Origin of the sequence: Streptomyces sp. A0958 (assembly GCF_004795035.1) — a bacterium.
In the GTDB taxonomy this organism is placed as follows: Bacteria; Actinomycetota; Actinomycetes; order Streptomycetales; family Streptomycetaceae; genus Streptomyces.
The window spans coordinates 203,960-226,946 of the sequence record NZ_SSBK01000007.1 but is presented as its reverse complement, the minus strand read 5'-3'; the positions used below and the strand labels follow the sequence as shown (position 1 = coordinate 226,946).

General features: G+C 70.5%; 22 protein-coding genes and 1 pseudogene. 11 read left to right on the top strand and 12 right to left on the bottom strand.

From position 1 onward, the window contains the following. The first annotated feature begins 80 nt into the window (after nt 1–80). From E6P78_RS10710 to E6P78_RS10695, 4 genes are all read left to right on the top strand, one after another. Nucleotides 81–1,076 carry an ABC transporter ATP-binding protein gene (locus E6P78_RS10710; RefSeq protein ID WP_136203307.1) on the top strand — a complete coding sequence of 332 codons (996 nt, stop codon included), beginning with the start codon at nt 81–83 and terminating at the stop codon, nt 1,074–1,076. Nucleotides 1,077–1,081: 5 nt separating this feature from the next. Beyond that, nucleotides 1,082–1,861: an ABC transporter permease subunit gene (locus E6P78_RS10705; protein WP_136203306.1), complete on the top strand. Its 780-nt coding sequence runs from the start codon at nt 1,082–1,084 to the stop codon at nt 1,859–1,861. Between the two features lie 159 nt (nt 1,862–2,020). Then, on the top strand, nt 2,021–3,229 hold the full coding sequence (locus tag E6P78_RS10700) for an ABC transporter ATP-binding protein (protein ID WP_136203305.1): 1,209 nt from the start codon (nt 2,021–2,023) through the stop codon (nt 3,227–3,229). After that, nucleotides 3,226–4,122 (top strand): ABC transporter permease subunit, encoded by an 897-nt coding sequence (locus tag E6P78_RS10695; RefSeq protein ID WP_136203304.1) that lies wholly within the window; start codon nt 3,226–3,228, stop codon nt 4,120–4,122. Before E6P78_RS10700 ends, E6P78_RS10695 begins: the two co-directional genes overlap by 4 nt. 13 nt (nt 4,123–4,135) lie before the next feature. On the opposite strand, the gene E6P78_RS10690 is transcribed toward E6P78_RS10695, so the two are convergent. Then, nucleotides 4,136–4,465 (bottom strand): ATP/GTP-binding protein, encoded by a 330-nt coding sequence (locus E6P78_RS10690; protein WP_136203303.1) that lies wholly within the window; start codon nt 4,463–4,465, stop codon nt 4,136–4,138. Between the two features lie 198 nt (nt 4,466–4,663). Between E6P78_RS10690 and E6P78_RS10685 the strand changes: the two genes are divergently transcribed. After that, nucleotides 4,664–5,710, top strand: coding sequence for an LLM class flavin-dependent oxidoreductase (locus E6P78_RS10685; RefSeq protein ID WP_136203302.1), 1,047 nt, complete (start codon nt 4,664–4,666; stop codon nt 5,708–5,710). 100 nt (nt 5,711–5,810) lie between these two features. Here the strand turns inward: E6P78_RS10685 and E6P78_RS10680 are convergent, their stop codons facing one another. Beyond that, on the bottom strand, nt 5,811–6,203 hold the full coding sequence (locus tag E6P78_RS10680; RefSeq protein WP_018102614.1) for an SCO5389 family protein: 393 nt from the start codon (nt 6,201–6,203) through the stop codon (nt 5,811–5,813). A 263-nt stretch (nt 6,204–6,466) separates the two neighbouring features. Here E6P78_RS10680 and nucS point away from each other — a divergent pair, with 263 nt between their 5' ends. Continuing rightward, a complete protein-coding gene (gene nucS, locus E6P78_RS10675; RefSeq protein ID WP_136203301.1) occupies nt 6,467–7,138 on the top strand; it encodes an endonuclease NucS in 672 nt (223 codons plus the stop codon). A 60-nt stretch (nt 7,139–7,198) separates the two neighbouring features. Here nucS and E6P78_RS10670 read toward each other — a convergent pair whose 3' ends face one another. From E6P78_RS10670 to E6P78_RS10655, 4 genes are all read right to left on the bottom strand, one after another. Further along, complete coding sequence (locus E6P78_RS10670; RefSeq protein ID WP_136203300.1) at nt 7,199–9,679, bottom strand: ATP-binding protein; 2,481 nt, start codon at nt 9,677–9,679, stop codon at nt 7,199–7,201. A gap of 253 nt (nt 9,680–9,932) precedes the next feature. Further along, nucleotides 9,933–10,256, bottom strand: a complete 324-nt coding sequence (locus E6P78_RS10665; protein WP_018102617.1) for an STAS domain-containing protein — start codon at nt 10,254–10,256, stop codon at nt 9,933–9,935. Between the two features lie 237 nt (nt 10,257–10,493). Continuing rightward, nucleotides 10,494–11,342, bottom strand: a complete 849-nt coding sequence (locus tag E6P78_RS10660) for a 3-hydroxyacyl-CoA dehydrogenase family protein (protein ID WP_136203299.1) — start codon at nt 11,340–11,342, stop codon at nt 10,494–10,496. Nucleotides 11,343–11,473: 131 nt separating this feature from the next. After that, nucleotides 11,474–12,115 carry a TetR/AcrR family transcriptional regulator gene (locus E6P78_RS10655; RefSeq protein WP_136203298.1) on the bottom strand — a complete coding sequence of 214 codons (642 nt, stop codon included), beginning with the start codon at nt 12,113–12,115 and terminating at the stop codon, nt 11,474–11,476. A gap of 70 nt (nt 12,116–12,185) precedes the next feature. On the opposite strand from E6P78_RS10655, the pseudogene E6P78_RS10650 reads away from it, so the two are divergent. After that, nucleotides 12,186–12,435, top strand: a pseudogene (locus E6P78_RS10650) (hypothetical protein); the annotation flags it as partial. After that, entirely contained in the window at nt 12,423–12,995 is a 573-nt protein-coding gene (locus E6P78_RS10645) for a cob(I)yrinic acid a,c-diamide adenosyltransferase (protein ID WP_136203297.1), read from the top strand. The pseudogene E6P78_RS10650 and the gene E6P78_RS10645, both read left to right, overlap by 13 nt. A 24-nt stretch (nt 12,996–13,019) precedes the next feature. On the opposite strand, the gene E6P78_RS10640 is transcribed toward E6P78_RS10645, so the two are convergent. Further along, on the bottom strand, nt 13,020–13,574 hold the full coding sequence (locus tag E6P78_RS10640; RefSeq protein WP_136203296.1) for a hypothetical protein: 555 nt from the start codon (nt 13,572–13,574) through the stop codon (nt 13,020–13,022). Between the two features lie 152 nt (nt 13,575–13,726). Between E6P78_RS10640 and E6P78_RS10635 the strand changes: the two genes are divergently transcribed. From E6P78_RS10635 to E6P78_RS10625, 3 genes are all read left to right on the top strand, one after another. After that, nucleotides 13,727–14,932 (top strand): histidine kinase, encoded by a 1,206-nt coding sequence (locus E6P78_RS10635; RefSeq protein WP_136203295.1) that lies wholly within the window; start codon nt 13,727–13,729, stop codon nt 14,930–14,932. Beyond that, nucleotides 14,929–15,579 (top strand): response regulator transcription factor, encoded by a 651-nt coding sequence (locus E6P78_RS10630; protein WP_136203294.1) that lies wholly within the window; start codon nt 14,929–14,931, stop codon nt 15,577–15,579. The genes E6P78_RS10635 and E6P78_RS10630 overlap by 4 nt, the downstream gene beginning before the upstream one ends. A gap of 179 nt (nt 15,580–15,758) precedes the next feature. Beyond that, nucleotides 15,759–17,660, top strand: coding sequence for a glycoside hydrolase family 18 chitinase (locus tag E6P78_RS10625; protein ID WP_136203293.1), 1,902 nt, complete (start codon nt 15,759–15,761; stop codon nt 17,658–17,660). A 279-nt stretch (nt 17,661–17,939) separates the two neighbouring features. On the opposite strand, the gene E6P78_RS10620 is transcribed toward E6P78_RS10625, so the two are convergent. The 5 genes from E6P78_RS10620 to atpA all read right to left on the bottom strand — a co-directional run bounded on the left by E6P78_RS10620 (nt 17,940) and on the right by atpA (nt 22,942). Further along, entirely contained in the window at nt 17,940–18,386 is a 447-nt protein-coding gene (locus E6P78_RS10620) for a DUF2550 domain-containing protein (RefSeq protein ID WP_136203292.1), read from the bottom strand. Nucleotides 18,387–18,526: 140 nt separating this feature from the next. Then, the gene (locus E6P78_RS10615) at nt 18,527–18,901 is read right to left on the bottom strand and encodes a F0F1 ATP synthase subunit epsilon (RefSeq protein WP_136203291.1); all 375 of its coding nucleotides are present in this window, start codon (nt 18,899–18,901) and stop codon (nt 18,527–18,529) included. A 109-nt stretch (nt 18,902–19,010) separates the two neighbouring features. Beyond that, nucleotides 19,011–20,453 (bottom strand): F0F1 ATP synthase subunit beta, encoded by a 1,443-nt coding sequence (gene atpD / locus E6P78_RS10610; protein WP_136203290.1) that lies wholly within the window; start codon nt 20,451–20,453, stop codon nt 19,011–19,013. After that, entirely contained in the window at nt 20,453–21,367 is a 915-nt protein-coding gene (locus E6P78_RS10605; RefSeq protein ID WP_136203289.1) for a F0F1 ATP synthase subunit gamma, read from the bottom strand. Before E6P78_RS10605 ends, atpD begins: the two co-directional genes overlap by 1 nt. A 3-nt stretch (nt 21,368–21,370) precedes the next feature. Continuing rightward, nucleotides 21,371–22,942, bottom strand: a complete 1,572-nt coding sequence (atpA, locus tag E6P78_RS10600; protein WP_136203288.1) for a F0F1 ATP synthase subunit alpha — start codon at nt 22,940–22,942, stop codon at nt 21,371–21,373. Between the last annotated feature and the right edge of the window lie 45 nt (nt 22,943–22,987).

Here is a 22,987-nt window from a genome sequence, read left to right as displayed (position 1 = left end):
GCAGCACCCGCACCGATTCCCGCGTGCCCGGTTCCGCCTTTGTGGTGGCGCCGGGCACGCGGTCGTTCTAGCGTGAACGCATGATCGAGCTTGACGGACTTACGAAGCGTTTCGGGAACAAGGTCGCCGTCGACCAGTTGTCGTGCGTGATCAAACCGGGAATGGTGACGGGTTTTCTGGGACCCAACGGGGCGGGCAAGTCCACCACGATGCGGATGATGCTCGGTCTCGACAACCCCACGAGCGGTTCCGTGCGCATCGACGGCAAGCACTACCGCGACCTAGCCGAACCCCTCAAATACATCGGCGCGCTGCTGGACGCCAAGTCGATGCACGGGGGGCGCAGCGCGTACAACAACCTTCTGTGCCTGGCCCAGAGCAACCGCATCCCCGAGAGCCGGGTGGCGGAGGTCCTGGACACCGTGGGGCTGACGGCGGTGGCGAAGAAGAAGTCCAAGGGCTTCTCGCTCGGCATGGGCCAGCGGCTCGGCATCGCCTCGGCGCTGCTGGGCGATCCCGAGATCCTGATGTTCGACGAGCCGGTCAACGGACTTGACCCCGAGGGCATCCACTGGATTCGGAACCTGATGAAGACGCTCGCGGGACAGGGCCGGACGATCTTCGTCTCCTCGCACCTGATGAGCGAGATGGCGCTGACCGCCGACCACCTGATCGTGATCGGCCAGGGCAGGCTGCTCGCCGACACGTCGATGGCCGACTTCATCCAGGAGAACTCCCGCAGCTACGTCCGGCTGCGCTCCCCGCAGCGGGAGCGGCTGCGCGATGTGCTGCACGAGGAGGGCGTCGTCGCCGTCGAGGCGGGCGACGGCGCGCTGGAGGTGGACGGCGCCACCACCGAGGACATGGGCGAGCTGGCCGCCCGGCACACGATCGTGCTGCACGAGCTGAGCGCCCAGCGGGCGTCGCTGGAGGAGGCGTTCATGCAGATGACGGCGGGCTCGGTGGAGTACCACGCGCACTCGGGGCCGGGCGGCGCGCCACCCCCGGAGGGTCAGCAGTGGGGCGATCAGTGGGGCCAGTGGAACCAGCGGCCCGACAGCGGAAAGGGGGCGTGACGACGATGGCTTCGGTCCCCGCGGTCCTGACCTCCGAATGGACCAAGATCCGGACGGTCTCCTCCACCATCTGGACGCTCATCTCGGCGTTCGTGGTCACCGTCGCGATGGGCGCGGCCCTGTGCGCGGTGATGAACTCCCAGTTCGACCAGCTCGCCGACGCGGAGCGGGCCACCTTCGACCCCACCCTCATCAGCTTCTCCGGGATGATTCTCGGTCAGCTGGCGATGGTGGTGTTCGGGGTGCTCGTGGTCGGTACGGAGTACAGCTCCGGCATGATCCGCACCTCGCTGGCGGCCGTGCCGCAGCGTGCGACCTTCCTGCTCAGCAAGATGCTGGTGGCCGGGGTGCTGGCGCTGGTGGTGGGTCTCGCCACCAGTTTCGCCACCTTCTTCCTCGGCCAGGCGCTGCTGGGCGACCACAGTACGGACATCGGCGCGCAGAACGTGCTGCGGGCGGTCGTCGGCGGCGGTCTCTACATGGGGCTGATCGCGGTCTTCTCCATGGGTGTGGCGGCGATGCTGCGCAGCTCCATGCTGTCGCTCGGCATCCTGATGCCGTTCTTCTTCCTGGTCTCGCAGATCCTGTCGGCCGTGCCGGGCGCCAAGAAGGTCGCCCAGTACTTCCCGGACCAGGCGGGCTCCAAGATCATGCAGGTGGTGCCGGACGCGCTGAACAGCAACCCGTCGCCGTACGGGCCGTGGGCCGGGCTGCTGATCATGGTGGCGTGGGTGGCGGCCTCGGTGATCGGCGGGTTCCTCGTACTCAAGAAGCGGGACGCCTGAGCGGGGGCGGCGGGCTCCGGCCCGCCGCCCCGGGCGGGACTCGCCCCGGTAACGACTTGGCCGGAACCGTCAAGGCCTGGATATCCTCCTCACTCATACGGGGGGCGTACGGCCGGACGGCCTGTGCCCCGACGACAGATAAGTCGATGGGGCTGGAGCATGATCGAGGCAGTCGGCCTGACCAAGCGCTATGGCGCGAAGACGGCCGTGTACAACCTTTCCTTCCAGGTGCGGCCGGGTACCGTCACCGGATTCCTCGGTCCCAACGGGTCGGGCAAGTCCACGACCATGCGCATGATCCTCGGCCTGGACCGGCCGACGGCCGGCCGAGTGACCATCGGCGGCCATGACTTCCGCAACCTGCCGAACGCGCCCCGCCAGGTGGGCGCCCTGCTCGACGCCAAGGCCGTGCACGGCGGCCGCAGCGCCCGCAACCACCTCCTCTCGCTGGCCCAGCTGGCCGGCATCCCGGACGCCCGGGTGGACGAGGTGCTGGGTGTGGTCGGCCTCCAGGACGTGGCCCGCAAGCGTTCCAAGAGCTTCTCGCTGGGCATGGGGCAGCGGCTCGGCATCGCGGCCGCGCTGCTGGGCGACCCGCAGGTGCTGCTCTTCGACGAGCCGGTCAACGGCCTCGACCCCGAGGGCATCCTCTGGGTCCGCAACCTGATGAAGATGCTGGCGTCCGAGGGCCGCACGGTCTTCGTCTCCAGCCACCTCATGAGCGAGATGGCCGTCACCGCCGACCACCTGATCGTGATCGGCCGCGGCCAGCTGATGGCCGACATGAGCATCACCGACTTCATCTCGGCCAACTCGGCCGACTTCGCCCGGGTCCGCGTACCGGACGAGACGCCCGAGCAGCGCGAGAAGCTCACCACCACCCTGACCGAGGCGGGCGGCAGCGTCATGCCCGAGCCGGACGGGGCGCTGCGGGTCACCGGCCTGGCGCTGCCCCGGATCAGCGACCTGGCCCATGAGTCGGACGTCCGGCTGTGGGAGCTCTCGCCGCACCAGGCCTCGCTGGAGGAGGCGTACATGCGGATGACGCAGGGTGCCGTGGACTACCGCTCGACGGTGGACCAGAAGGCCCACCTCCAGCAGCAGCCGCCGTACGCCGGATACGGGCAGCAGCCGGGGTACGCCCCGCCGCAGCAGCCCGTGCCCGATGTGCCGCAGCAGGGCTGGTACGCCCCGCCGCCGCCCGGACAGAACCCGTACGCGGCCGCCCCGGCGCCCACCGCCCCGGCGCAGGCGCCCGCGCCCACGCCCCCGGCCCCCGCGCCGGTGGCCACCGCTCCCGCCCCGGCGGCGCCCGCCGAGGCCCCCGCAGACCTGACCAAGCGCGACACCAGCGAGGACCCCCGATGACCACGCCGCCGACGCCTCAGGCACCGCAGGCACCGCAAGCGCCTCAGGCGCCGTACCAGCAGGCCGCACCGCAGCAGCAGGCGTACCAGCAGCCCCAGGGCTTCTACAACTCGCCGATCCCGATGCGTCCCGCCACGCTCGGTGACGCCATCGCCTCCGAGTGGACCAAGATCCGGTCCGTGCGCTCGACCATGTGGACGCTCGGCGTCATGACCGCGCTCCTGCTGGTCATCGGGGTGCTCACGGCCGTGGCGGTCGCCGCGTCCGATTCGGACATGGGCGACACCCCGGTGCTGAGCCTCGGCTTCTTCGGCGTACTGCTCGGCACGATCTGCGTGATCACGCTCGGCGTGATGACGATCGCCTCGGAGTACGGCACCGGCATGATCCGTACGACGCTGACGGCCTGCCCGAGCCGGGGCCGGGTGCTCGGCGCCAAGGCGCTCGTCTTCTTCCTGCTCACCTTCGTCATCACCACGGTGATGACGTCGGTCGTCGCCCTGATCCAGACGTCCGTGCTGGACGCCGCGGCGCCCAGCGGCGAGGAGTGGCTGCGCGCCACGGTCGGCGTCGGCCTCTACATCGCGACGCTGGGGCTGCTCGCGCTGGCGGTCGGCGCGCTGATCCGGCACTCGGCCGGGGCGATCACCGTCATGATCGGCGTGGTGCTGCTGCCGCTCGTGCTGGCCATCTTCATGTTCTCCGACTCGCTGCGGACGCTGCAGGAGAAGCTGCTGGAGTACTCGATCCCCAACCAGCTGAGCATCTTCTACGACAACTCGGTCAGCTCGTCCGGCGGCTCGTCCGGCTGGGACCCGCTGTGGATTCTGCTCGGCGTGACCGCGGTGGCCATGGGCGGCGCGTACCTGGCGATGAACCAGCGCGACGTCTGAGCCGAGCCGCCCCTCAGTACCGAGGCGCGTTCCTGGACCGCTGCACCCGTGTGGTGCGGCGGTCCTTCGCGTTCCAGCAGGCCTTGTGCCAGTGCCTGCGGTCGTCCACCCCGCCGTACTCGGACCAGGCCACCAGGTGCGGGAGGCCGGACGGGATTTCCTGGTCGCAGCCGGGGCACCGGTAGCGCTTGCCCACCGCGCTCGCGCCGCTGACCGGGCGCACGGACCACTCCTCGCCCTGCCACTCCTCCGAGCGCCCGCCCCCGCCGTACCGGGCCCCCAACTCGCTCGCGCTGTCGTTGGGGCTCTCGCCGCCTCGGGGGCGGTTGCGGCGCGGGGACACGTGACACCTCACGGGGCAGGCTGGGCAGTTCCCGTCCAGCGTAGGGCCATTCGGGCGGGGTACCCGCCTCCTCATGTCACGCGCGGTGCGGGTTACCGGAAAATCGCAACAACTCGGCCCCGGACCGTGCCTTTGGCACGTGTCAGACGTTGTTGCCAATAGGGGAGAGCCGCGTCGGCCGCAAGGAGGCAATTGGCGATGCGTGTGGGAACGTTCGTACTGGCAGCCCAGTTTCCGGGACAGGGGCCGGGGGAAGCGCTGCACCGCGCGATCCGGTCCGCCGAGGTCGCGGAGGAGTCCGGCTTGGACTCGGTCTGGCTGGCCGAACATCATTTCGTGCCGTACGGGGTGTGCCCGTCCGCCGTCACGCTGGCCGCGCAGCTGCTCGGCCGCACCCGCCGCATCCGCGTCGGTACGGCGGTGAGCGTGCTGCCCACCCAGCATCCGGTCGCGCTCGGTGAGCAGGCCGCGCTGCTCCACCTCACCAGCGGCGGCCGGTTCAGCCTCGGGGTGGGCCGGGGCGGTCCGTGGGTGGACCTGGAGGTGTTCGGCGGCGGCCTGGAGGCGTACGAGAAGGGCTTCCCGGAGTCCCTGGGGCTCCTGCTCGACTGGCTGCGGCAACCGCGCGTGGCGGGCCGGGGCGAGCGGTACGGCTTCCGCGAGGTGGCGGTCGTCCCCCGGGCCGACGAACTGCTCGGCGGGGAGGGCGGCACGGAGGGCTCCGGCGGCCCCGAGGTGATCGTCGCGTGCACCTCGCGCACGAGCGTGGAACTCGCCGCCGCGAACGGCCTGCCGATGCTGCTCGGCATGCACTGCGGGGACGAGGAGAAGGCGGAGATGGTCGCGCTGTGGCGGTCCCGCGCGCTGGCGGCCGGCCACCCGTCGGAGCGGGTGCACGGGGCGGGGCACGTATCGGCGGGGGTGGCCCAGATCGCCGACCGCACCGAGGACGCCGTCGAGACGCTGGTGAAGGCGATGCCGGGCTGGCTGCGCCAGGGGCTGGGCGCGCATGTGACGGTCGACGGCCGGCACCGCGTGATGCGGGACCCGGTGGGTTACGCGGAGCTGCTGTGCGGCCTTCATCCGGTGGGCACACCGGGGCTGGCGGCCGACCGCCTCGCGGCCACCGCCGAGCGCACGGGCATCACCCGCTTCGCGCTCCTGGTGGAGGGTTCCGGAGATCTCGTCGCCACGGAGGAGAACGTAGCGCGGCTGGGCACCGAGGTGCTGCCACTCCTCGAATGACCCCCGCACACCCGCATGACGGTGTACAGCGATGTACGTACGGGAGCTGCCGCCCCGGACCAGTTGCACCTCCCGCGGCCCGGAACGGCAGCGCAAGCGTTCAGCAGTCCCGTAGTTCGGGCGACTGGTTGAGCAACTGGCCCCTCACCGAGGTGAACTTGGCCAGTCGGTCGTCGACCGAGGCGTCCAGCGGGAACACCGCGACGCGGTGGCAGTTCTGGAATGCGAGACGCACCCCGAAGTGCCGCTGCAGCGCGCCGCGTATCGCATCACTCGCGAGCGCACGCAGCAGCTGACCACGTGCCTGCTCGTTGGGCGGCGGCGTCTGGTTGTCGGCGAACTCCCCGCCGTCGACCTTCAGCTGAGCCACCAACGAGCTGATCATCTCCCATGCGTAGGGCAGGGAGGTCCGGACGCAGTCGACGAAGTCGGCTTCGTCGACCTCGCCTCGCTCGGCCTGTTCCAACAGCGCCGGTGAGACGTCGAGCGACATGGGTTCTCCTCTCGCGACCCCGGCGGAGTGCCGGAGCCTTACGGGCAGGGAAGGAGGGCGGCGACGCAGCGTGCACACACGACGACCTCCTGCATCCACGGTAAGGGCGCAGTCCGGGCCGCACCAGGAGATTGGGAACACAACCGGCCAATAACGAAGGGGTTCAAAGAGGGGCAAGACAGAAAGCGTCAGGTCCGGAAGGGGCGGGGGCGGCGGACTCGTGAATCGCGTCGAGCCCCCCACGTCGAGTAGCGTTGCCGACCATGCGTCTCGTCATCGCCCGCTGCTCCGTGGACTACGCGGGCCGGCTCACGGCCCACCTGCCCTCCGCTCCCCGTCTCATCCTGGTGAAGGCGGACGGGAGCGTGTCGATTCACGCCGACGACAGGGCGTACAAACCGCTCAACTGGATGTCGCCGCCCTGCACCCTGAAGGAGGGCAGCGGCGACACCGAGGGCGTCTGGACCGTGGTGAACAAGGCGGGCGAAAAACTGATCATCACGATGGAGGAAATCCACCACGACTCGTCCCACGAGCTGGGCGTCGATCCGGGGCTGATCAAGGACGGCGTGGAAGCGCACCTCCAGGAACTGCTGGCCGACCGGATCGAGACCCTCGGCGAGGGCTACACGCTGATCCGCCGCGAGTACTTCACGGCCATCGGCCCGGTCGACATCCTGTGCCGCGACGCCGACGGGCAGACGGTGGCCGTCGAGCTGAAGCGGCGAGGTGACATCGACGGCGTGGAGCAGCTGACCCGCTACCTGGAGCTGCTGAACCGCGACCCGCACCTGGCACCCGTGAAGGGCATCTTCGCCGCCCAGGAGATCAAGCCCCAGGCCCGCGTCCTGGCCACGGACCGAGGCATCGGCTGCGTGGTCCTCGACTACGACGCGATGCGGGGCATCGAGGACGACAAGCTGCGACTGTTCTGAGCCCTTGAAGCCCGTCCGGCGATTGCGGACAAGAGCTCGGCCGGGACGCACCCGCACCGGCTAGAGCACCGACGGACTCCCGCTCACCCCGCCGGAGGGCCCGCTCGCGGAGTCGGAGGTGTCCGGCGTCGTCGACGGCTCCCCCTCCGTCTCCGTAGGGCTCGGGGACTCCGACTCCGGCTCCGAGGGCCCCTGGCTGCTCGACGCCGTGGCCGATTTCGTGGGCGCCGGCTTCGTCGTCCCGGACGGCACCCCGGACGACTCCGTCGCCGAGGGCGACGACGGCGCATCCGGAGACGAGGGCGTCTCCACCGCCGAAGACGTCGCCGAAGGCGACACCGCGTCCGCCGGCGCCGACCCGCTGCCCGAGGGTCCGGGCGTAGCCGACGTGGACGCGGAGCCCGACTCCCTGACCGTCGGGGTCGCACCGTCCGCCGGCTCGTCGGCCGTGACGTCTCCGTCCTCGATGCCGTCGTCCTCGGTCACCGACTGCTCGGTCGAGGCGCCGGGGTCGCCCTGCGGGTCACTGCTCGACGTCAGCCCGAGCGTCACCACCGTGCCGAGGACCCCGGCCAGCAGCACGCCCGCGCCCGCCGCGACCAGGTTGCGCCGGGCCCCGCCCAGGAGCGCCAAGGGGCCGCCCCGCTCGGGCCCCTTGCCGGCCATGGGCGCCTCCTGCCGGGGCACCACCGCCGTGTCGTCGAACGCGCGCTGCACCGGGACCGGCGGGACGGCGGGCACAGCCAGGGGCGGGGGCACCTCGAACGGCCCGGCCGGTGTCTCGTCGCCCGCGGGCGGACCGCTCCCGGCCGGGCCCCCGGCGCGGTCCTCCACCAGGGCGAGCGCCCGCCGGCCGGCCACCGCGCCGCTCTTGTCGGCGAGCGCCCCGCGCATGCTGATGGAGGTCTCCAGCTCGGCCCTGGCCCGGCCGGGATTGCCTGTGCAGAGCGCGAGGACACCCAACTCATGGTGGAAGTAGGCCTCTTGCGCGACCTCCCCGGCGAGCCGGCCGGCCTCCTGACCGATCCGCAGGGCCCGCTCCCAGGCACCCCAGTGCAGCCCGGCCGCGAAGGCGGGGGCGGCGCTGCGGGCCAGGAGCACGGCGGCGCTCGTCTGCCCCGCCTCCTCCCCCGGCACCAACTGGGTCATGGCCGCGATGATCGCGTCGGCCTCGGCGGTGGCCCGGGCGGGGGTGACCGAGGGGTGGCCGGTCCACCAGGCGTAGTGCTGGGCGGCCGCGCGTGCCCGGTCGGCGGCCTCGTCGTCGTATCCGGCGGCGACCAGCTGGGCGAGCACACCGGCGGCCAGCCGGTAGCGGGAGCCGGCCGGGGAGAGCAGGCCGCAGCCGGCCAGCTCACCGAGTGCCGCGTCGGCGTGGGTGTCCCCGACGAGCGCCGGCAGGTGGGCCTGGTGCGGCACCTCGCCGCCGAGCGCCACCGCGAAGCGCAGCGTGTCGCGTGCGGCGCCGCTCAGCCGGGAGGCGAGCAGGGCGGCGGGCGCCGCGCCCTCGCCGAGGCTGGGCAGCGGTGTCCCGGTGTCCTCCGCCTCGGCGGCGTCATCGGGGGCCGGGGGCGCGTCGGCGGGCCGGTTCTCCAGGTAGCCGTACTCGTCGTACGCGGTGGGGTCGGTGCGCAGCTGGTCGCGCTGGCGCAGCAGGGCGCCGGCCTGGACGAAGCGCAGGGGCAGGCCCTCGGACTCGAACCAGAGGTCTCCGGCCCAGTTGGCCTCCTCCTCGGTGAGCGGCCGCTCGACGACCCGTTCCAGCAGGTCGACGGAGGTGGCGCGGTCGAGGCCGGTGAGGAAGACCTCTTCGAGGTGGGAGTCGGCACCGGGCGCGGGGACGTCGGGCGTGGCGGCGAGCAGGTAGGCGCACTCGGGGGTCGCGTCGAGCAGTTCGTCCAGGGCCGCGCCGCCGAACTCCAGGTCGTCCAGGACGACGACGGCTCCGACGGAGCGCAGCTTCTCCAGGAGCAGGGGGCGGTCGGGGCGGTGCAGTGGTGCGTCGTGGACGGCGTCGAAGAGTCCGTGCAGCAGGTCGGTGACGGTGCGCTTGTAGCCGCTGAGGCGGACGACCCCGTCTGGCGCGAGTTCGGCGCAGTCGGCCGCGACGGCGTCGAGCAGGGCGGTGCGGCCGGAGCCCGCGGGGCCGGTGAGCCGGACCGAGCGTCCGCGGGCGAGCAGGCGGCTCAGCCGTTCGCGTTCGTCCTCGCGCCGCAGCAGGGGGAGCTGGAGGAGGGGCGGGCCGGGCGGCACGGGGGGTGCGGCGGCGCGGGCGCGGTCGGCGCGCTCGGCGGGGGTGCGGCGGACGGGCGCGGCGGGCTGCTCGCCGGGCGGGCAGAGCTCGACCTCGCTGCCGTCGACGGGGTTGACGGTGAGCAGCAGGTCGCCGGCGACGAGCCTGACGACGCGGGCCTGTTGCGGTGTTTGCTGACCGAAATCCGGAGTCAGCGGATCGCGGGAGGGACGGCGCCGGCCGGCTTCCTCGGCGGAGCCTTCGCTGTCGTGGCCGAACTCTTCCGGCCCCCGGTGTATCGGGTCCATCGCCAAAGCCCCCAAGACGCGTCGAGCACGGTTGCCCCTCCCGGCCTCGCACGTCCGCTCACGGTCCGGTGTCCGCCGGGTGGGTCCGTCAATCGGCAGACGGCCGAACCCTAAACCTTCGCACAGTATCTACGAACATCCGGGGTGGCTCGCCGCCCCACAGATCACGGTCTCGTGAGGATTGTGCGCCTTCGAACCGCACGGTCACCGAGGGTCCGTCCGGGGACACGGCGCGTCCCCCCGCCGGGCGCGTTCAGACGCGCGGCAGCGACTCCGCGGCGATCCCGCCCTCGATGGCGAGGATGCGGTGCAGCCGGGTGGCCACCAGGAGGCGTTGCATCTGCGGGGGTACGCCGCGCAGCACGAGGCGCCGTCCGGCGCGTCCGGCCCTGCGGTGTGCGCCCATGATGACGCCGAGTCCGGTGGCGTCCCACGAATCCAGCTCGGTCAGGTCGAGCACCAGATCTCCGACGCCGTCGTCGAGGGCCGAGTGCAGGACCGTACGGGCGTCCGCCGCGCTTCGGACGTCGAGGCGGCCCCCGACGACCAGCTCGGCGTGGTCGCCCCTGATGTGCATATGCGCTCCCCTGGAATGCTCCGTGGCCCGGTCCGTCTGTCCGAAACTGTCTCTGCCCCAACTGACTGCGGCAGCGACAGGGTAGTTGCCGTCTGTAAGCGAACCGATACCGAATTCACTCCGAGGAGTGATGCGGGATGGCCGCGGACCCCGGTGGCTCAGCCGGTCGCGGCCGGCGTTCCCCGACTGGCACCCGGCCTGATTGACGGCAGATCAGCCGGACCGGACCGAAAATGATCAGTAGGTGTAGAAGCCCTGCCCGCTCTTGCGCCCGATGTCACCTGCATCGACCATCCGGCGCATCAGCTCCGGGGCGGCGAACTTCTCGTCCTGGGACTCGGTGTAGATGTTGCCCGTGGCGTGCAGCAGGATGTCGACGCCGGTGAGGTCGGCGGTGGCGAGCGGGCCCATGGCGTGGCCGAAACCGAGCTTGCAGGCGGTGTCGATGTCCTCGGCGGTGGCGACGCCCGACTCGTAGAGCTTGGCGGCCTCGACCACGAGCGCCGAGATCAGCCGGGTGGTGACGAAGCCGGCCACGTCGCGGTTGACGACGATGCAGGTCTTGCCGACGGACTCGGCGAACTCCCGCGCGGTGGCGAGGGTTTCGTCGCTGGTCTTGTAGCCGCGTACGAGTTCGCAGAGCTGCATCATCGGGACCGGCGAGAAGAAGTGGACGCCGACGACGCGTTCCGGGCGCTCCGTCACGGCCGCGATCTTGGTGATCGGGATGGCGGAGGTGTTGGAGGCGAGCACGGTGTCGTCCCGGACGATCTTGTCGAGGGTCCGGAAGATCTCGTGCTTCACCTCCAGCTTCTCGAAGACGGCTTCGACCACGATGTCCGCGTCGGCGACGGCGTCCAGGTCGGTGGTCGTGGTGATCCGGCCGAGCGCGGCCTCGGCGTCGGCGGCTTCGAGCTTGCCCTTGGCGACGAACTTGTCGTAGGAGGCCTTGATGCCGTCGCGGCCCCGGGTCAGCGCCTCGTCGGTGACGTCGCGCAGGACGACGTCCCAGCCCGCCTGGGCGGAGACCTGAGCGATGCCGGACCCCATGAGTCCGGCTCCGATGACGGCGAGCTTCCTGGCCACGTTGGCACCCCTGTGTCTTGTCAATGGTTCTGGTCCATGCCCTCCGGCGGAGGTTAGTACCCGTGGCGGGCGCTGGGGCCGCGAAGAGATGCGCGTCACGTCTCAAATGACGGACATCACACCAGGATGTGTCATTCGGCGGTGCGGCGGGCGTAGTTGAGCACCTTTTCGCCCAGCAGGTCCTCGATGTCGTCGAGCAGGACGAGGGCGTCCCGGGAGACCTCGGCGGCCTTGCGTCCGGCGACCATCTCGCGGCCGACGTAGGCCATGAGTGTGCTGTGGACCCAGGAGAGCTGACCGGCCACCAGGACCGGCGTCCCGTCCCCGGGCGCGGCACCGGACACCTCGGTGAGGGTCGCTTCCAGGTGCTGCTGGGCCTCCTGCTGGATGAGCCACAGGCGGGCCTTGAGGCCGTCGGCGCCCTCGATGACCCGCATGAAGCGGGCGTACCCCTCCATCAGCCCGACGGTGGGCGAGACGCTCTCGACCTGGACGCGCAGCTCCCGCAGGACGGCGTCGGCCGCGGACTCGCCCTCGTCCCGCCCCCTGACGTACCGGGAGAGGCGCTCGATCATGCCGGCGCCGCGGTCGAGGAAGAGGTCCTCCTTGGTGGGGAAGTAGTTGTAGACCGTGTTGACCGAGACGTCGGCGGCGTGCGCGATCTCGGCGATCGTGACGGCGTCGAAGCCCCGCTCCAGGAACAGGCCGGTGGCCAGGTCCGAGAGGTACTGCCTGGTCTGCCGCTTCTTGCGCTCCCTGAGTCCCTCAGCCATGACTCCATCGTAGATCGCTCTGGGGCTCCTGAATATTTGTAGTCACCGCAATATTTAAGTGCCTCTGTTTCGCGACGAGTCCGGCACCACCGTCGTCCTCACCACGCACTACCTGGACGAGGCGGACGCCCTCGCCGACCGGCTGGTCGTGGTCGACCGGGGCCTGGTGGCCGCGGAGGGCACACCGGACGCGCTGAAGACCCGCTACGCCGGGCTCCCCCGGCGCCACGCTCCAGGACGCCTTCACTCGCCGTGACCGTGGGCACACGTGTCTTCAAGAAGGCCGGGGCCTAACTAGGCTGGCCGCATGGTCAATCTGACGCGCATCTACACCCGTACCGGCGACAAGGGCACCACCGCCCTCGGTGACATGAGCCGGACCGCCAAGACCGATCTGCGGATCTCCGCGTACGCCGACGCCAACGAGGCCAACGCGGTCATCGGTACCGCGATCGCCCTCGGGCAGCTGTCCGACGACGTCGTGAAGGTCCTCGTCCGCGTGCAGAACGACCTGTTCGACGTGGGCGCCGACCTCTCGACGCCGGTGGTCGAGAACCCGGAGTACCCGCCGCTGCGGGTCGAGCAGAGCTACGTCGACAAGCTGGAGGCGGACTGCGACCACTACCTGGAGCAGGTGGAGAAGCTCCGCAGCTTCATCCTTCCGGGCGGTACGCCGGGCGCCGCGCTGCTCCACCAGGCGTGCACCGTGGTCCGGCGGGCCGAGCGCTCCACCTGGGCCGCGATGGAGGTGCACGGCGAGGTGATGAACGCGCTGACCGCCACCTACCTCAACCGCCTCTCCGACCTGCTGTTCATCCTCGCCCGGGTGGCGAACAAGGAGGTCGGCGACATCCTGTGGGTGCCGGGCGGCGAGCGCTGAGCCGGGGGGCCGCCCGCGAGGGGATCAGCTCGCGGGCGGGCCCTTGTGGGGCTCCCGCTCGGGGAACACGGTGTAGCTCGCCGCGATCACCAGGTTGATCCCGATCACGAACAGCATCGTCCGCTGCCACGACTGCAACGAGGACACGTCCCCGTCGCCGCCCACGTACCAGACCGCCGCCTGGAGCAGCGCCAGCGCCGTCACCGCGGCCACGGTCCACCGGCCGGCGACCCGCCACTCGTGCACGGCCCGCGCCGTCCCGTACTTCGGCGGCTTCACCGGGGGCGGGCCGCCGGCGAAGCGGTGGGCGACCCGGGCGTCGGCCCACTTGATGGTGGAGTGCCCGAGGCCCACCGTGAAGCCGATGTAGACGGCGGCGAGCCCGTGCTTCCAGTCGGGGGCCGCCCCGTTCTTCAGGTCGACGGCGGTCACCACGAGCATGACGAGTTCGAGCACCGGTTCGCACAGCAGGACGGCGGCGCCCAGGCGCGGCCTGCGCGCCCCGTAGCGCAGCGCCAGGCCGGCGGCCAGCAGCACCCAGAAGGCGATCTCGCAGGCGACGATCAGTGTGACGATCACGGTCCGTTTCCTTTCCCTCCCCTCCAGGCTCCCGCCCGCGCCGCCGCCGGTCGTCGGCCCCGGTGACGAAAGGCGACTGCATCCTTCGATGTAGTGGCGGATCGCCCGCCGAGCACAGGTGCGGCGGCGGGCCGTACGTGTTGGATGGGCAGGTGTTCTCCTCGGCCCGCCCCCACCGCCACGACATCCTGATCGCGGCCGTCGGACTGCTCGGCGGAGCGGTCCTGTCGCTGCTCGGGCTGCGCATGCAGAACGGCCGCCCGCTCGACGCGTCCTGGACCGCTCTCGTCCCGCTCACGGTGATGGCGGGGCTCGAACCGCTGCGCCGCGGCGCACCGCAGACCGCGCTGGTCATCGGCACCCTCGCGCTGGTCGCCGACCAGTTCACCCCGGGAAACCTGGCGACCGTGCTGATGTTCACGGACATCATGTACGCGGCCGTCCTCTACGGCACCCCGGCCGCCGCCCGCCGCATCCCGGTGACCACGTTCCTGATCACCGTCGGGGTCACGATCGGCTTCCTGGCCTGGTTCCGCGACGCCGAGGCCCTGCTCGTCGGCATCCTCACCGCCCTGGTCGCGTTCGCTCCCGCCCTCACCGGGGTCAGCGTCCGCAACCACCGCGAGGCCGCCGACGCCGCCCGGCTGCGCGCCGACCAGATCGCCCTGCTCGCCGAGATGGACCGCACCCAGGCGGTGACCGCCGAGCGGGCCCGGATGGCGCGCGAGCTGCACGACATGGTCGCCAACCACCTGTCCGCCATCGCGATCCACTCCACCGCCGCGCTCTCCATCGACGAGCCGGAGACCTCGCGCAACGCCCTCGGGGTGATCCGTGAGAACAGCGTCGAGGGTCTGGCCGAAATGCGCCGTCTGATCGGGCTGTTGCGCACCGGATCGGCCGACCCGGAGCCCAGCAGCTCGCCGACGCCGGCCTCACTGGACGCGCTGGTCGAGCAGCACCGGGCGAGCGCCGCGTCCAGTGGGCTGAGCTGCGTCCTGGAGGACACCCGGGCGGACCGGGAGCGGCTGCCGGCGCCGGTCGAGCCGGCCGCGTACCGCATCGTGCAGGAGTCCTTGACCAATGCCCTCAAGCACGCGGCGCCGGGCCCGGTCACGGTCCGGCTCGGGCAGACGGAGCGGCTGCTGACGGTGGAGGTGAGCAGCGTGCTCGGCGACCGGACGGGGCCGCGCGCACCGGGGTCAGGGGCCGGTCTCGTGGGGATGCGGGAGCGGGTGGCGCTGCTCGGCGGGGAGTTCGAGGCGGGCCCGGTGGCGGGAGGGGACGATGCGCGGTTGTGGCGGGTACGGGCACGGCTGCCCGTCCCGGACGGTACGGAAGGCGGGATGTGGTCATGACGATCCGGGTGCTGGTCGCGGAGGACCAGGCGGCGGTACGGGCGGGGCTGGTGCTCATCCTGGGCAGCGCGCCGGACATCGAGGTCGTCGGGGAGGCGGGCGACGGCGAGGAGGCGGTGCGGCTGGCCCGCGAGCTGCGTCCGGACCTGGTGCTGATGGACGTACAGATGCCGCGGCTCGACGGGGTGTCGGCCACCCGGCAGGTGGTGGACGAGCATCTCCCGGACGTGCTGGTGCTGACCACCTTCGACCTGGACGCCTATGTGTTCGGCGCGTTGCGCGCCGGGGCGTCGGGCTTCCTGCTGAAGGACACCGAGGCGCGTGGGCTGCTCGACGCGGTCCGCACGGTGGCGCGCGGCGAGGGGCTGATCGCCCCGGCGGTGACGCGCCGGCTGATCGCGGAGTTCGCCGGCTCCGCCCCCGTACGGCCGTCGGGGGCGCCCGACTCGGCGGTGCTGGAGACGCTGACCCGGCGCGAGCGCGAGGTGCTGGGATGCTTGGGCGAGGGGCTGTCGAACGCGGAGATCGCCGTGCGGTTGTCCATGGCCGAGGCGACGGCGAAGACGCACGTCAGCCGGTTGCTGGGGAAGCTGGAGCTGCGGAGCCGGGTTCAGGCGGCTGTGCTGGCCCAGGAGTTGGGCGTCTGAGGTTTATTCCCATCAGGACGCCGAACTTTGGTCCAGACCTCTTGACGATTGGTCCAGACCTTCCTAATCTCACCGAGCACACTGCGGTGAGCCTGCCATGACAAAGCGGGCTCAGGGCGGCGCAGGGTTTGCAGTCCACGGACCACCCCGTATGTCCGGACCTCTCCCGAGGAGCACCGTTGAGCACTGAGACCCCCCGCCGGACCCGATTCAGACTCGGGTCCGGAGAAGCCACCAGAACAAGAGCCGTCGCGGGCCTCACCGCACTGCTCCTTCCCCTTGCCGCCATGGTCGGCATGGCCTCCCCCGCCGAGGCGGCGACCTCCGCCACGGCCACGTACCTCAAGAAGTCCGACTGGGGCAGCGGCTTCGAGGGCCAGTGGACGGTGAAGAACACCGGCACCACCGCCCTCAGCTCCTGGACCATCGAGTGGGACTTCCCCAGCGGCACCGCCGTCGGCTCCGCCTGGGACGCCACCGTCACCCACACGGGCAACCACTGGACCGCCAAGAACGTCGGCTGGAACGGAACGGTCGCCCCGGGCGCCAGCGTTTCCTTCGGCTTCAACGGCACCGGCTCCGGCAGCGGCGCCGCCACCAACTGCACACTGAACGGCGCATCCTGCGACGGCGGCAGCGTCCCCGGCGACAACGCCCCCTCGGCGCCGGGCACCCCCACCGCGAGCAACATCACCGACACCTCGGCGAAGCTCAGCTGGACCGCGGCCACCGACGACCACGGCATCAAGAACTACGACGTCCTGCGGGACGGCGCGGTCGTCGCCACGGTCACCGGCACCACGTACACCAACACCGGCCTCACCGCGGGCACCGACTACTCGTACACCGTGCAGGCCCGTGACACCGCCGACCAGACCGGCCCGGTCAGCGGCGCGGTCAAGGTGCACACCACCGGTGGCGGCAACGGTGACGGTGACGGTGACGGTGACGGCAACGGCAACACCGGCGGCAAGGTCAACCTCGGTTACTTCACCGACTGGGGCGTCTACGGCCGGGACTACCACGTCAAGAACCTGGACACCTCCGGTTCGGCCGCGAAGATCACGCACATCAACTACGCCTTCGGCAACGTCCAGGGCGGCAAGTGCACCATCGGCGACTCCTACGCCGACTACGACATGGCGTACACGGCCGACAAGTCCGTAGACGGCGTGGCCGACACCTGGGACCAGCCGCTGCGCGGCAGCTTCAACCAACTGCGCAAGCTCAAGGCGAAGTACCCGAACATCAAGGTCCTGTGGTCCTTCGGCGGCTGGACCTGGTCCGGCGGCTTCGGCCAGGCGGCCCAGAACCCGGCCGCGTTCGCCCAGTCCTGCTACGACCTGGTCGAGGACCCGCGGTGGGCCGATGTCTTCGACGGCATCGACATCGACTGGGAGTACCCCAACGCCTGCGGCCTGACCTGTGACACCAGCGGCCCGGACTCGCTGAAGAAGCTCACCTCGGCGCTGCGCACGAAGTTCGGCAGCAACAACCTGGTCACCGCCGCCATCTCGGCCGACGGCTCCACCGGCGGCAAGCTCGACCTGGCGGACTACGCCGGCGCCGCGCAGTCGCTCGACTGGTACAACGTGATGACGTACGACTTCTTCGGCGCCTGGGACGCGAAGGGCCCGACGGCCCCGCACTCCCCGCTGACCTCGTACAACGGCATCCCGCAGGACGGCTTCACCTCCGCCGACGCGATCGCCAAGCTGAAGGCCAAGGGCGTCCCCGCCTCCAAGCTGCTGCTCGGCATCGGCTTCTACGGCCGCGGCTGGACCGGCGTCACCCAGGACGCCCCCGGCGGCACCGCCACCGGCGCCGCCCCGGGCACGTACGAGGCGGGCATCGAGGACTACAAGGTCCTCAAGAACAGCTGCCCCGCCACCGGCACCATCGCCGGCACGGCGTACGCGCACTGCGGCACCAACTGGTGGAGCTACGACACCCCGGCCACCATCGGCTCGAAGATGACCTGGGCGAAGAACCAGGGCCTGGGAGGCGCGTTCTTCTGGGAATTCAGCGGGGACACCAGCAACGGTGAACTCGTGAACGCGATGCACAACGGCCTGAACTAGCACCACGGCACCGCACATCGCGTAACCCCCGAAAGCACCGGGGAGACAGGTCCGCCCCCTGTCTCCCCGGTTTTCGCGTTCCTACCGCCGCCGGCCGGCGCCACGTAGCCAAGCCGCCAGTCATCGGCCGGCACCACGCGGCAAGCGCCGCAGCCGTCAGCCAGCGGCTGACGGCTGCGGAAAGGCGCCCCCAAGGGCTGTCCGACGGACAGGCCCTACACCACGTTCACCCTCCCCCGGACTCCGTCCGGGAGGTGCCCCCTGCCGGCGAGACCCCTATCAAGCCACATTGACCCGCTGGCCGGGCGGAGCCGCCTCCAGCCAGGCGAGGAAGCCGGTCAGCGCGTCCTCGCTCATCGCCAGCTCCAGGCGGGTCTCCCGGTGGAGACAGCCGAGCACGATGGCGTCGGAGAGGAGGGCCAGTTCCTCCTCGCCCTCGGGCAGGCGACGGGCCACGACCTCGATCGCGGACCGCTCAAGCACCCGGCGCGGACGCGGCGAGTAGCTGAAGACCCGGAACCAGTTCACCCTGTCGCCGCTGTAGCGGGCGACGCCGTACACCCAGCCCTTGCCCGACAGATCGGGCTCGGCGGGAATGTTCCACCGCAGGCTGCAGTCGAAGGTCCCGCCGGAGCGCTGAATCAGCCGCCGGCGCAGACCGAAGACGAAGAGTCCAATCGCGACCAGTGCGACGACCAGCCCGCCCACCAACAGTGCGAGGAACATCTCCACCGACCTCCTCGCGTCGTCGAGTAAACGGATACCGTCCGAACTTCACCTGCATCTGCATCGCCTCAGCCGCGACACGGTCTGGAGGGGTCTCCAGCACGGGCCGCGGCTGAGGGTAAAGCCTTGTCGTGAGGTGGCTAGTGTGCCGCCACCGCACGCAGTCGTACTTCGGCGCGCCGCTCGGAAGCGGCGTCCGTGTCCGACTTCGCACGCTCCAGCGCACGCTCCGCGCGCTGGACGTCGATCTCGTCGGCCAGCTCCGCGATCTCGGCGAGAAGCGAGAGCTTGTCGTCCGCGAAGGAGATGAAACCGCCGTGCACCGCGGCGACGACGGTCGCGCCGTCGCTCGTACGGATCGTCACCGGGCCCGATTCCAGCACACCCAGAAGCGGCTGGTGACCGGGCATGACGCCGATGTCGCCGGACGTGGTGCGCGCGACGACCAGGGTGGCCTCGCCGGACCAGACACTGCGGTCCGCGGCGACCAGCTCGACGTGCAGCTCAGCAGCCAAGGGTGGCTCCTCGGGTCACCACCCGGCGGTCGTGCCGGGTGTTGGGTCAATTCTACGGGGCGTGGTGAGGGGGACGGGACGCACCCGCCCCCCTCGGTGAGCCGGGGGCTCAGGAGACGCCGAGCTCCTTGGCGTTGGCCTTCAGGTCCTCGATGCCACCGCACATGAAGAACGCCTGCTCGGGGAAGTGGTCGTACTCACCGTCGCAGATCGAGTTGAACGCGGCGATCGACTCGTCGAGCGGCACGTCCGAACCGTCCACGCCGGTGAACTGCTTGGCGACGTGGGTGTTCTGCGACAGGAAGCGCTCGACACGACGGGCACGGTGGACAACGAGCTTGTCCTCCTCGCCCAGCTCGTCGATACCGAGGATCGCGATGATGTCCTGGAGGTCCTTGTACTTCTGGAGAATCCCCTTGACACGCATGGCCGCCGCGTAGTGGTCCTCGGCGATGTACCGCGGGTCGAGGATGCGGGACGTCGAGTCCAGCGGGTCCACGGCCGGGTAGATGCCCTTCTCGGAGATCGGACGGGAGAGAACCGTCGTCGCGTCGAGGTGGGCGAAGGTGGTGGCCGGCGCCGGGTCGGTCAGGTCGTCCGCGGGGACGTAGATCGCCTGCATCGAGGTGATCGAGTGACCGCGGGTCGACGTGATGCGCTCCTGGAGCAGACCCATCTCGTCGGCCAGGTTCGGCTGGTAACCCACCGCGGACGGCATACGGCCGAGCAGGGTGGACACCTCGGAGCCGGCCTGGGTGTACCGGAAGATGTTGTCGATGAAGAAGAGCACGTCCTGCTTCTGCACATCGCGGAAGTACTCCGCCATGGTCAGACCGGCCAGGGCGACCCGAAGACGCGTCCCCGGCGGCTCGTCCATCTGGCCGAAGACGAGCGCCGTCTTGTCGATGACGCCGGAGTCGGCCATCTCCTCGATGAGGTCGTTGCCCTCACGGGTACGCTCACCGACGCCCGCGAACACCGACACACCGTCGTGGTTGTTGGCGACGCGGTAGATCATCTCCTGGATCAGCACGGTCTTGCCGACACCGGCACCACCGAACAGACCGATCTTTCCACCCTTGACGTACGGGGTGAGGAGGTCGATGACCTTGACGCCGGTCTCGAACATCTCGGTCTTGGACTCGAGCTGGTCGAAGTTGGGCGCCTTGCGGTGGATCGGCCAGCGCTCGGTGACCTCGGACTCGGCCTCCGGCTTGTTCAGGATCTCGCCGAGGGTGTTGAACACCTTGCCCTTGGTGACATCGCCGACGGGAACCGTGATGCCCGTGCCCGTGTCGGTCACCGGGGCCTGGCGGACCAGGCCGTCGGTGGGCTGCATCGAGATCGCGCGGATCACGCCGTCACCGAGGTGCTGGGCGACCTCGAGCGTCAGCTTCTTGAGCTTGCCGTCCTCGGCCGGGTCGGCCACCTCGACGGTCAGCGCGTTGTAGATCTCCGGCATCGCGTCGACGGGGAACTCCACGTCGACGACCGGGCCGATGACCCGGGCGACGCGGCCCGTGGCAACGGCCGTCTCAACTGTGGTCGTCATTACTTGTCACTCCCCGCGGTCGCGTCGGCCAGCGCACTGGCACCACCGACGATCTCGCTGATTTCCTGGGTGATTTCGGCCTGGCGGGCCGCGTTGGCAAGCCGAGAGAGCGTCTTGATGAGCTCACCGGCGTTGTCGGTGGCCGACTTCATCGCGCGGCGGCGGGCGGCGTGCTCGGAAGCAGCGGCCTGCAGCAGCGCGTTGTAGATGCGGCTCTCGACGTACCGCGGAAGCAGGGCGTCGAGGACGTCCTCCGCCGACGGCTCGAAGTCGAAGAGCGGCAGGATCTCGCCCTTGCCGTCCTCCTGCTCCGTGGCACCGAGACTGAGCGGCAGCATCCGGTCGTCGACCGGGTTCTGCGTCATCATCGACACGAACTCCGTGAAGACGATGTGCAGCTCGTCGACGCCGCCCTCGGCGGTCTCCTGGGTGACCGCCTCGATCAGCGGAGCAGCCGCCCGCTTGGCATCCGCGTACGTCGGGCTGTCGGTGAAGCCGGTCCACGAGTCCGCGATCTTGCGCTCGCGGAAGCCGTAGTAGGCGACACCCTTGCGGCCGATCACATACGTGTCGACCTCCTTGCCCTCACCGCGCAGCCGCCCGGTCAGCTTCTCCGCGGCCTTGATGGCGTTGGAGGAGTAACCGCCGGCCAGACCGCGGTCGCTCGTGATGAGCAGGATCGCGGCCCGGGTCGGGGTCTCGGCCTCGGTGGTCAGCGGGTGCTTGGTGGTGGAGCCGGTCGCCACCGCGGTCACCGCACGGGTGAGCTCGGTCGCGTACGGCGTCGACGCCGCCACCTGGCGCTGCGCCTTGACGATGCGCGAGGCGGCGATCATCTCCATCGCCTTGGTGATCTTCTTCGTGGCGGTGACGGAGCGGATGCGGCGCTTGTAAACGCGAAGCTGAGCGCCCATCGGTCAGCCCTCGCCCAGGAGCTTGCCGTCCGAGGTCTCGAACTGCTGCTTGAAGGCGGCGACGGCGTCGGCGATCGCCTGCAGCGTGTCGTCGGACATCTTGGCGCCCTCGCGGATGCTGGTCAGGAGGTCCTTGCGCTCGCGGCGCAGGTACTCCAGCAGTTCCGACTCGAAGCGGCGGATGTCCTCGACCGGGACGTCGTCCATCTTGCCGTTGGTGCCGGCCCAGACGGAGACGACCTGCTCCTCGACCGGGAACGGGGCGTACTGCGGCTGCTTCAGCAGCTCGACCATGCGCTTACCGCGCTCCAGCGAGGCCTTCGAGGCCGCGTCCAGGTCGGAACCGAAGGCGGCGAACGCCTCCAGCTCGCGGTACTGGGCGAGGTCCACGCGGAGCCGGCCGGACACCTGGCGCATGGCCTTGTGCTGGGCGGAGCCACCGACGCGGGAGACCGAGATACCGACGTTCAGGGCCGGGCGCTGGCCGGCGTTGAACAGGTCGGACTCCAGGAAGCACTGGCCGTCGGTGATGGAGATGACGTTGGTCGGAATGAACGCCGACACGTCGTTCGCCTTGGTCTCGACGATCGGGAGGCCCGTCATCGAACCCGCACCCATGTCGTCGGAGAGCTTGGCGCAGCGCTCCAGCAGACGCGAGTGGAGGTAGAAGACGTCGCCCGGGTAGGCCTCGCGGCCCGGCGGACGGCGCAGCAGCAGCGACACGGCGCGGTAGGCGTCGGCCTGCTTCGAGAGGTCGTCGAAGATGATCAGGACGTGCTTGCCCTGGTACATCCAGTGCTGACCGATGGCCGAACCGGTGTACGGCGCCAGGTACTTGAAGCCGGCCGGGTCGGACGCCGGGGCGGCGACGATCGTTGTGTACTCGAGCGCGCCGGCCTCTTCGAGGGCACCGCGCACGGAGGCGATGGTGGAGCCCTTCTGACCGATGGCGACGTAGATGCAGCGCACCTGCTTGTTCACGTCGCCCGAGCGCCAGTTGTCGCGCTGGTTGATGATCGTGTCGACGGCCAGAGCGGTCTTACCCGTCTGACGGTCGCCGATGATCAGCTGACGCTGGCCGCGGCCGATCGGCACCATCGCGTCGACGGCCTTGTAGCCGGTCTGCATCGGCTCGTGCACCGACTTACGGACCATGACGCCAGGGGCCTGCAGCTCGAGGGCGCGGCGGCCGTCGGTCGCGATCTCGCCGAGACCGTCGATCGGGTTGCCAAGCGGGTCGACGACGCGGCCGAGGTAGCCCTCGCCGACGCCGACGGAGAGCACCTCGCCGGTGCGGCGCACCGGCTGGCCCTCCTCGATTCCGCTGAACTCGCCGAGGACGATCGCACCGATCTCGCGCTCCTCGAGGTTGAGGGCGAGACCGAGGGTGCCGTCCTCGAACTTCAGCAGCTCGTTCGCCATGGCGGAGGGCAGGCCCTCCACCTTCGCGATGCCGTCGCCGGCAACGCTGACCGTACCGACCTCCTCGCGCGAGGCCGCGTCCGGCTTGTACGACTGGACAAAGTTCTCCAGCGCGTCCCGGATCTCCTCCGGCCGGATCGTGAGCTCCGCCATCTGGGTTCCCTGCTCTCCTTGTTGGGCCCGAAGTTTCTTAAGGGG

Coding starts and splice junctions, on each gene's coding strand:
- atpD (WP_136203290.1), bottom strand. CDS start 20,453: ATGACGACCACAGTTGAGACGGCCGTTGCCACGGGCCGCGTCGCCCGG.
- E6P78_RS10705 (WP_136203306.1), top strand. CDS start 1,082: ATGGCTTCGGTCCCCGCGGTCCTGACCTCCGAATGGACCAAGATCCGG.
- E6P78_RS10695 (WP_136203304.1), top strand. CDS start 3,226: ATGACCACGCCGCCGACGCCTCAGGCACCGCAGGCACCGCAAGCGCCT.
- E6P78_RS10605 (WP_136203289.1), bottom strand. CDS start 21,367: ATGGGCGCTCAGCTTCGCGTTTACAAGCGCCGCATCCGCTCCGTCACC.
- nucS (WP_136203301.1), top strand. CDS start 6,467: ATGCGTCTCGTCATCGCCCGCTGCTCCGTGGACTACGCGGGCCGGCTC.
- E6P78_RS10685 (WP_136203302.1), top strand. CDS start 4,664: ATGCGTGTGGGAACGTTCGTACTGGCAGCCCAGTTTCCGGGACAGGGG.
- E6P78_RS10665 (WP_018102617.1), bottom strand. CDS start 10,256: ATGCACATCAGGGGCGACCACGCCGAGCTGGTCGTCGGGGGCCGCCTC.
- atpA (WP_136203288.1), bottom strand. CDS start 22,942: ATGGCGGAGCTCACGATCCGGCCGGAGGAGATCCGGGACGCGCTGGAG.
- E6P78_RS10655 (WP_136203298.1), bottom strand. CDS start 12,115: ATGGCTGAGGGACTCAGGGAGCGCAAGAAGCGGCAGACCAGGCAGTAC.
- E6P78_RS10670 (WP_136203300.1), bottom strand. CDS start 9,679: ATGGACCCGATACACCGGGGGCCGGAAGAGTTCGGCCACGACAGCGAA.
- E6P78_RS10645 (WP_136203297.1), top strand. CDS start 12,423: ATGGTCAATCTGACGCGCATCTACACCCGTACCGGCGACAAGGGCACC.
- E6P78_RS10680 (WP_018102614.1), bottom strand. CDS start 6,203: ATGTCGCTCGACGTCTCACCGGCGCTGTTGGAACAGGCCGAGCGAGGC.
- E6P78_RS10710 (WP_136203307.1), top strand. CDS start 81: ATGATCGAGCTTGACGGACTTACGAAGCGTTTCGGGAACAAGGTCGCC.
- E6P78_RS10630 (WP_136203294.1), top strand. CDS start 14,929: ATGACGATCCGGGTGCTGGTCGCGGAGGACCAGGCGGCGGTACGGGCG.
- E6P78_RS10700 (WP_136203305.1), top strand. CDS start 2,021: ATGATCGAGGCAGTCGGCCTGACCAAGCGCTATGGCGCGAAGACGGCC.
- E6P78_RS10620 (WP_136203292.1), bottom strand. CDS start 18,386: ATGTTCCTCGCACTGTTGGTGGGCGGGCTGGTCGTCGCACTGGTCGCG.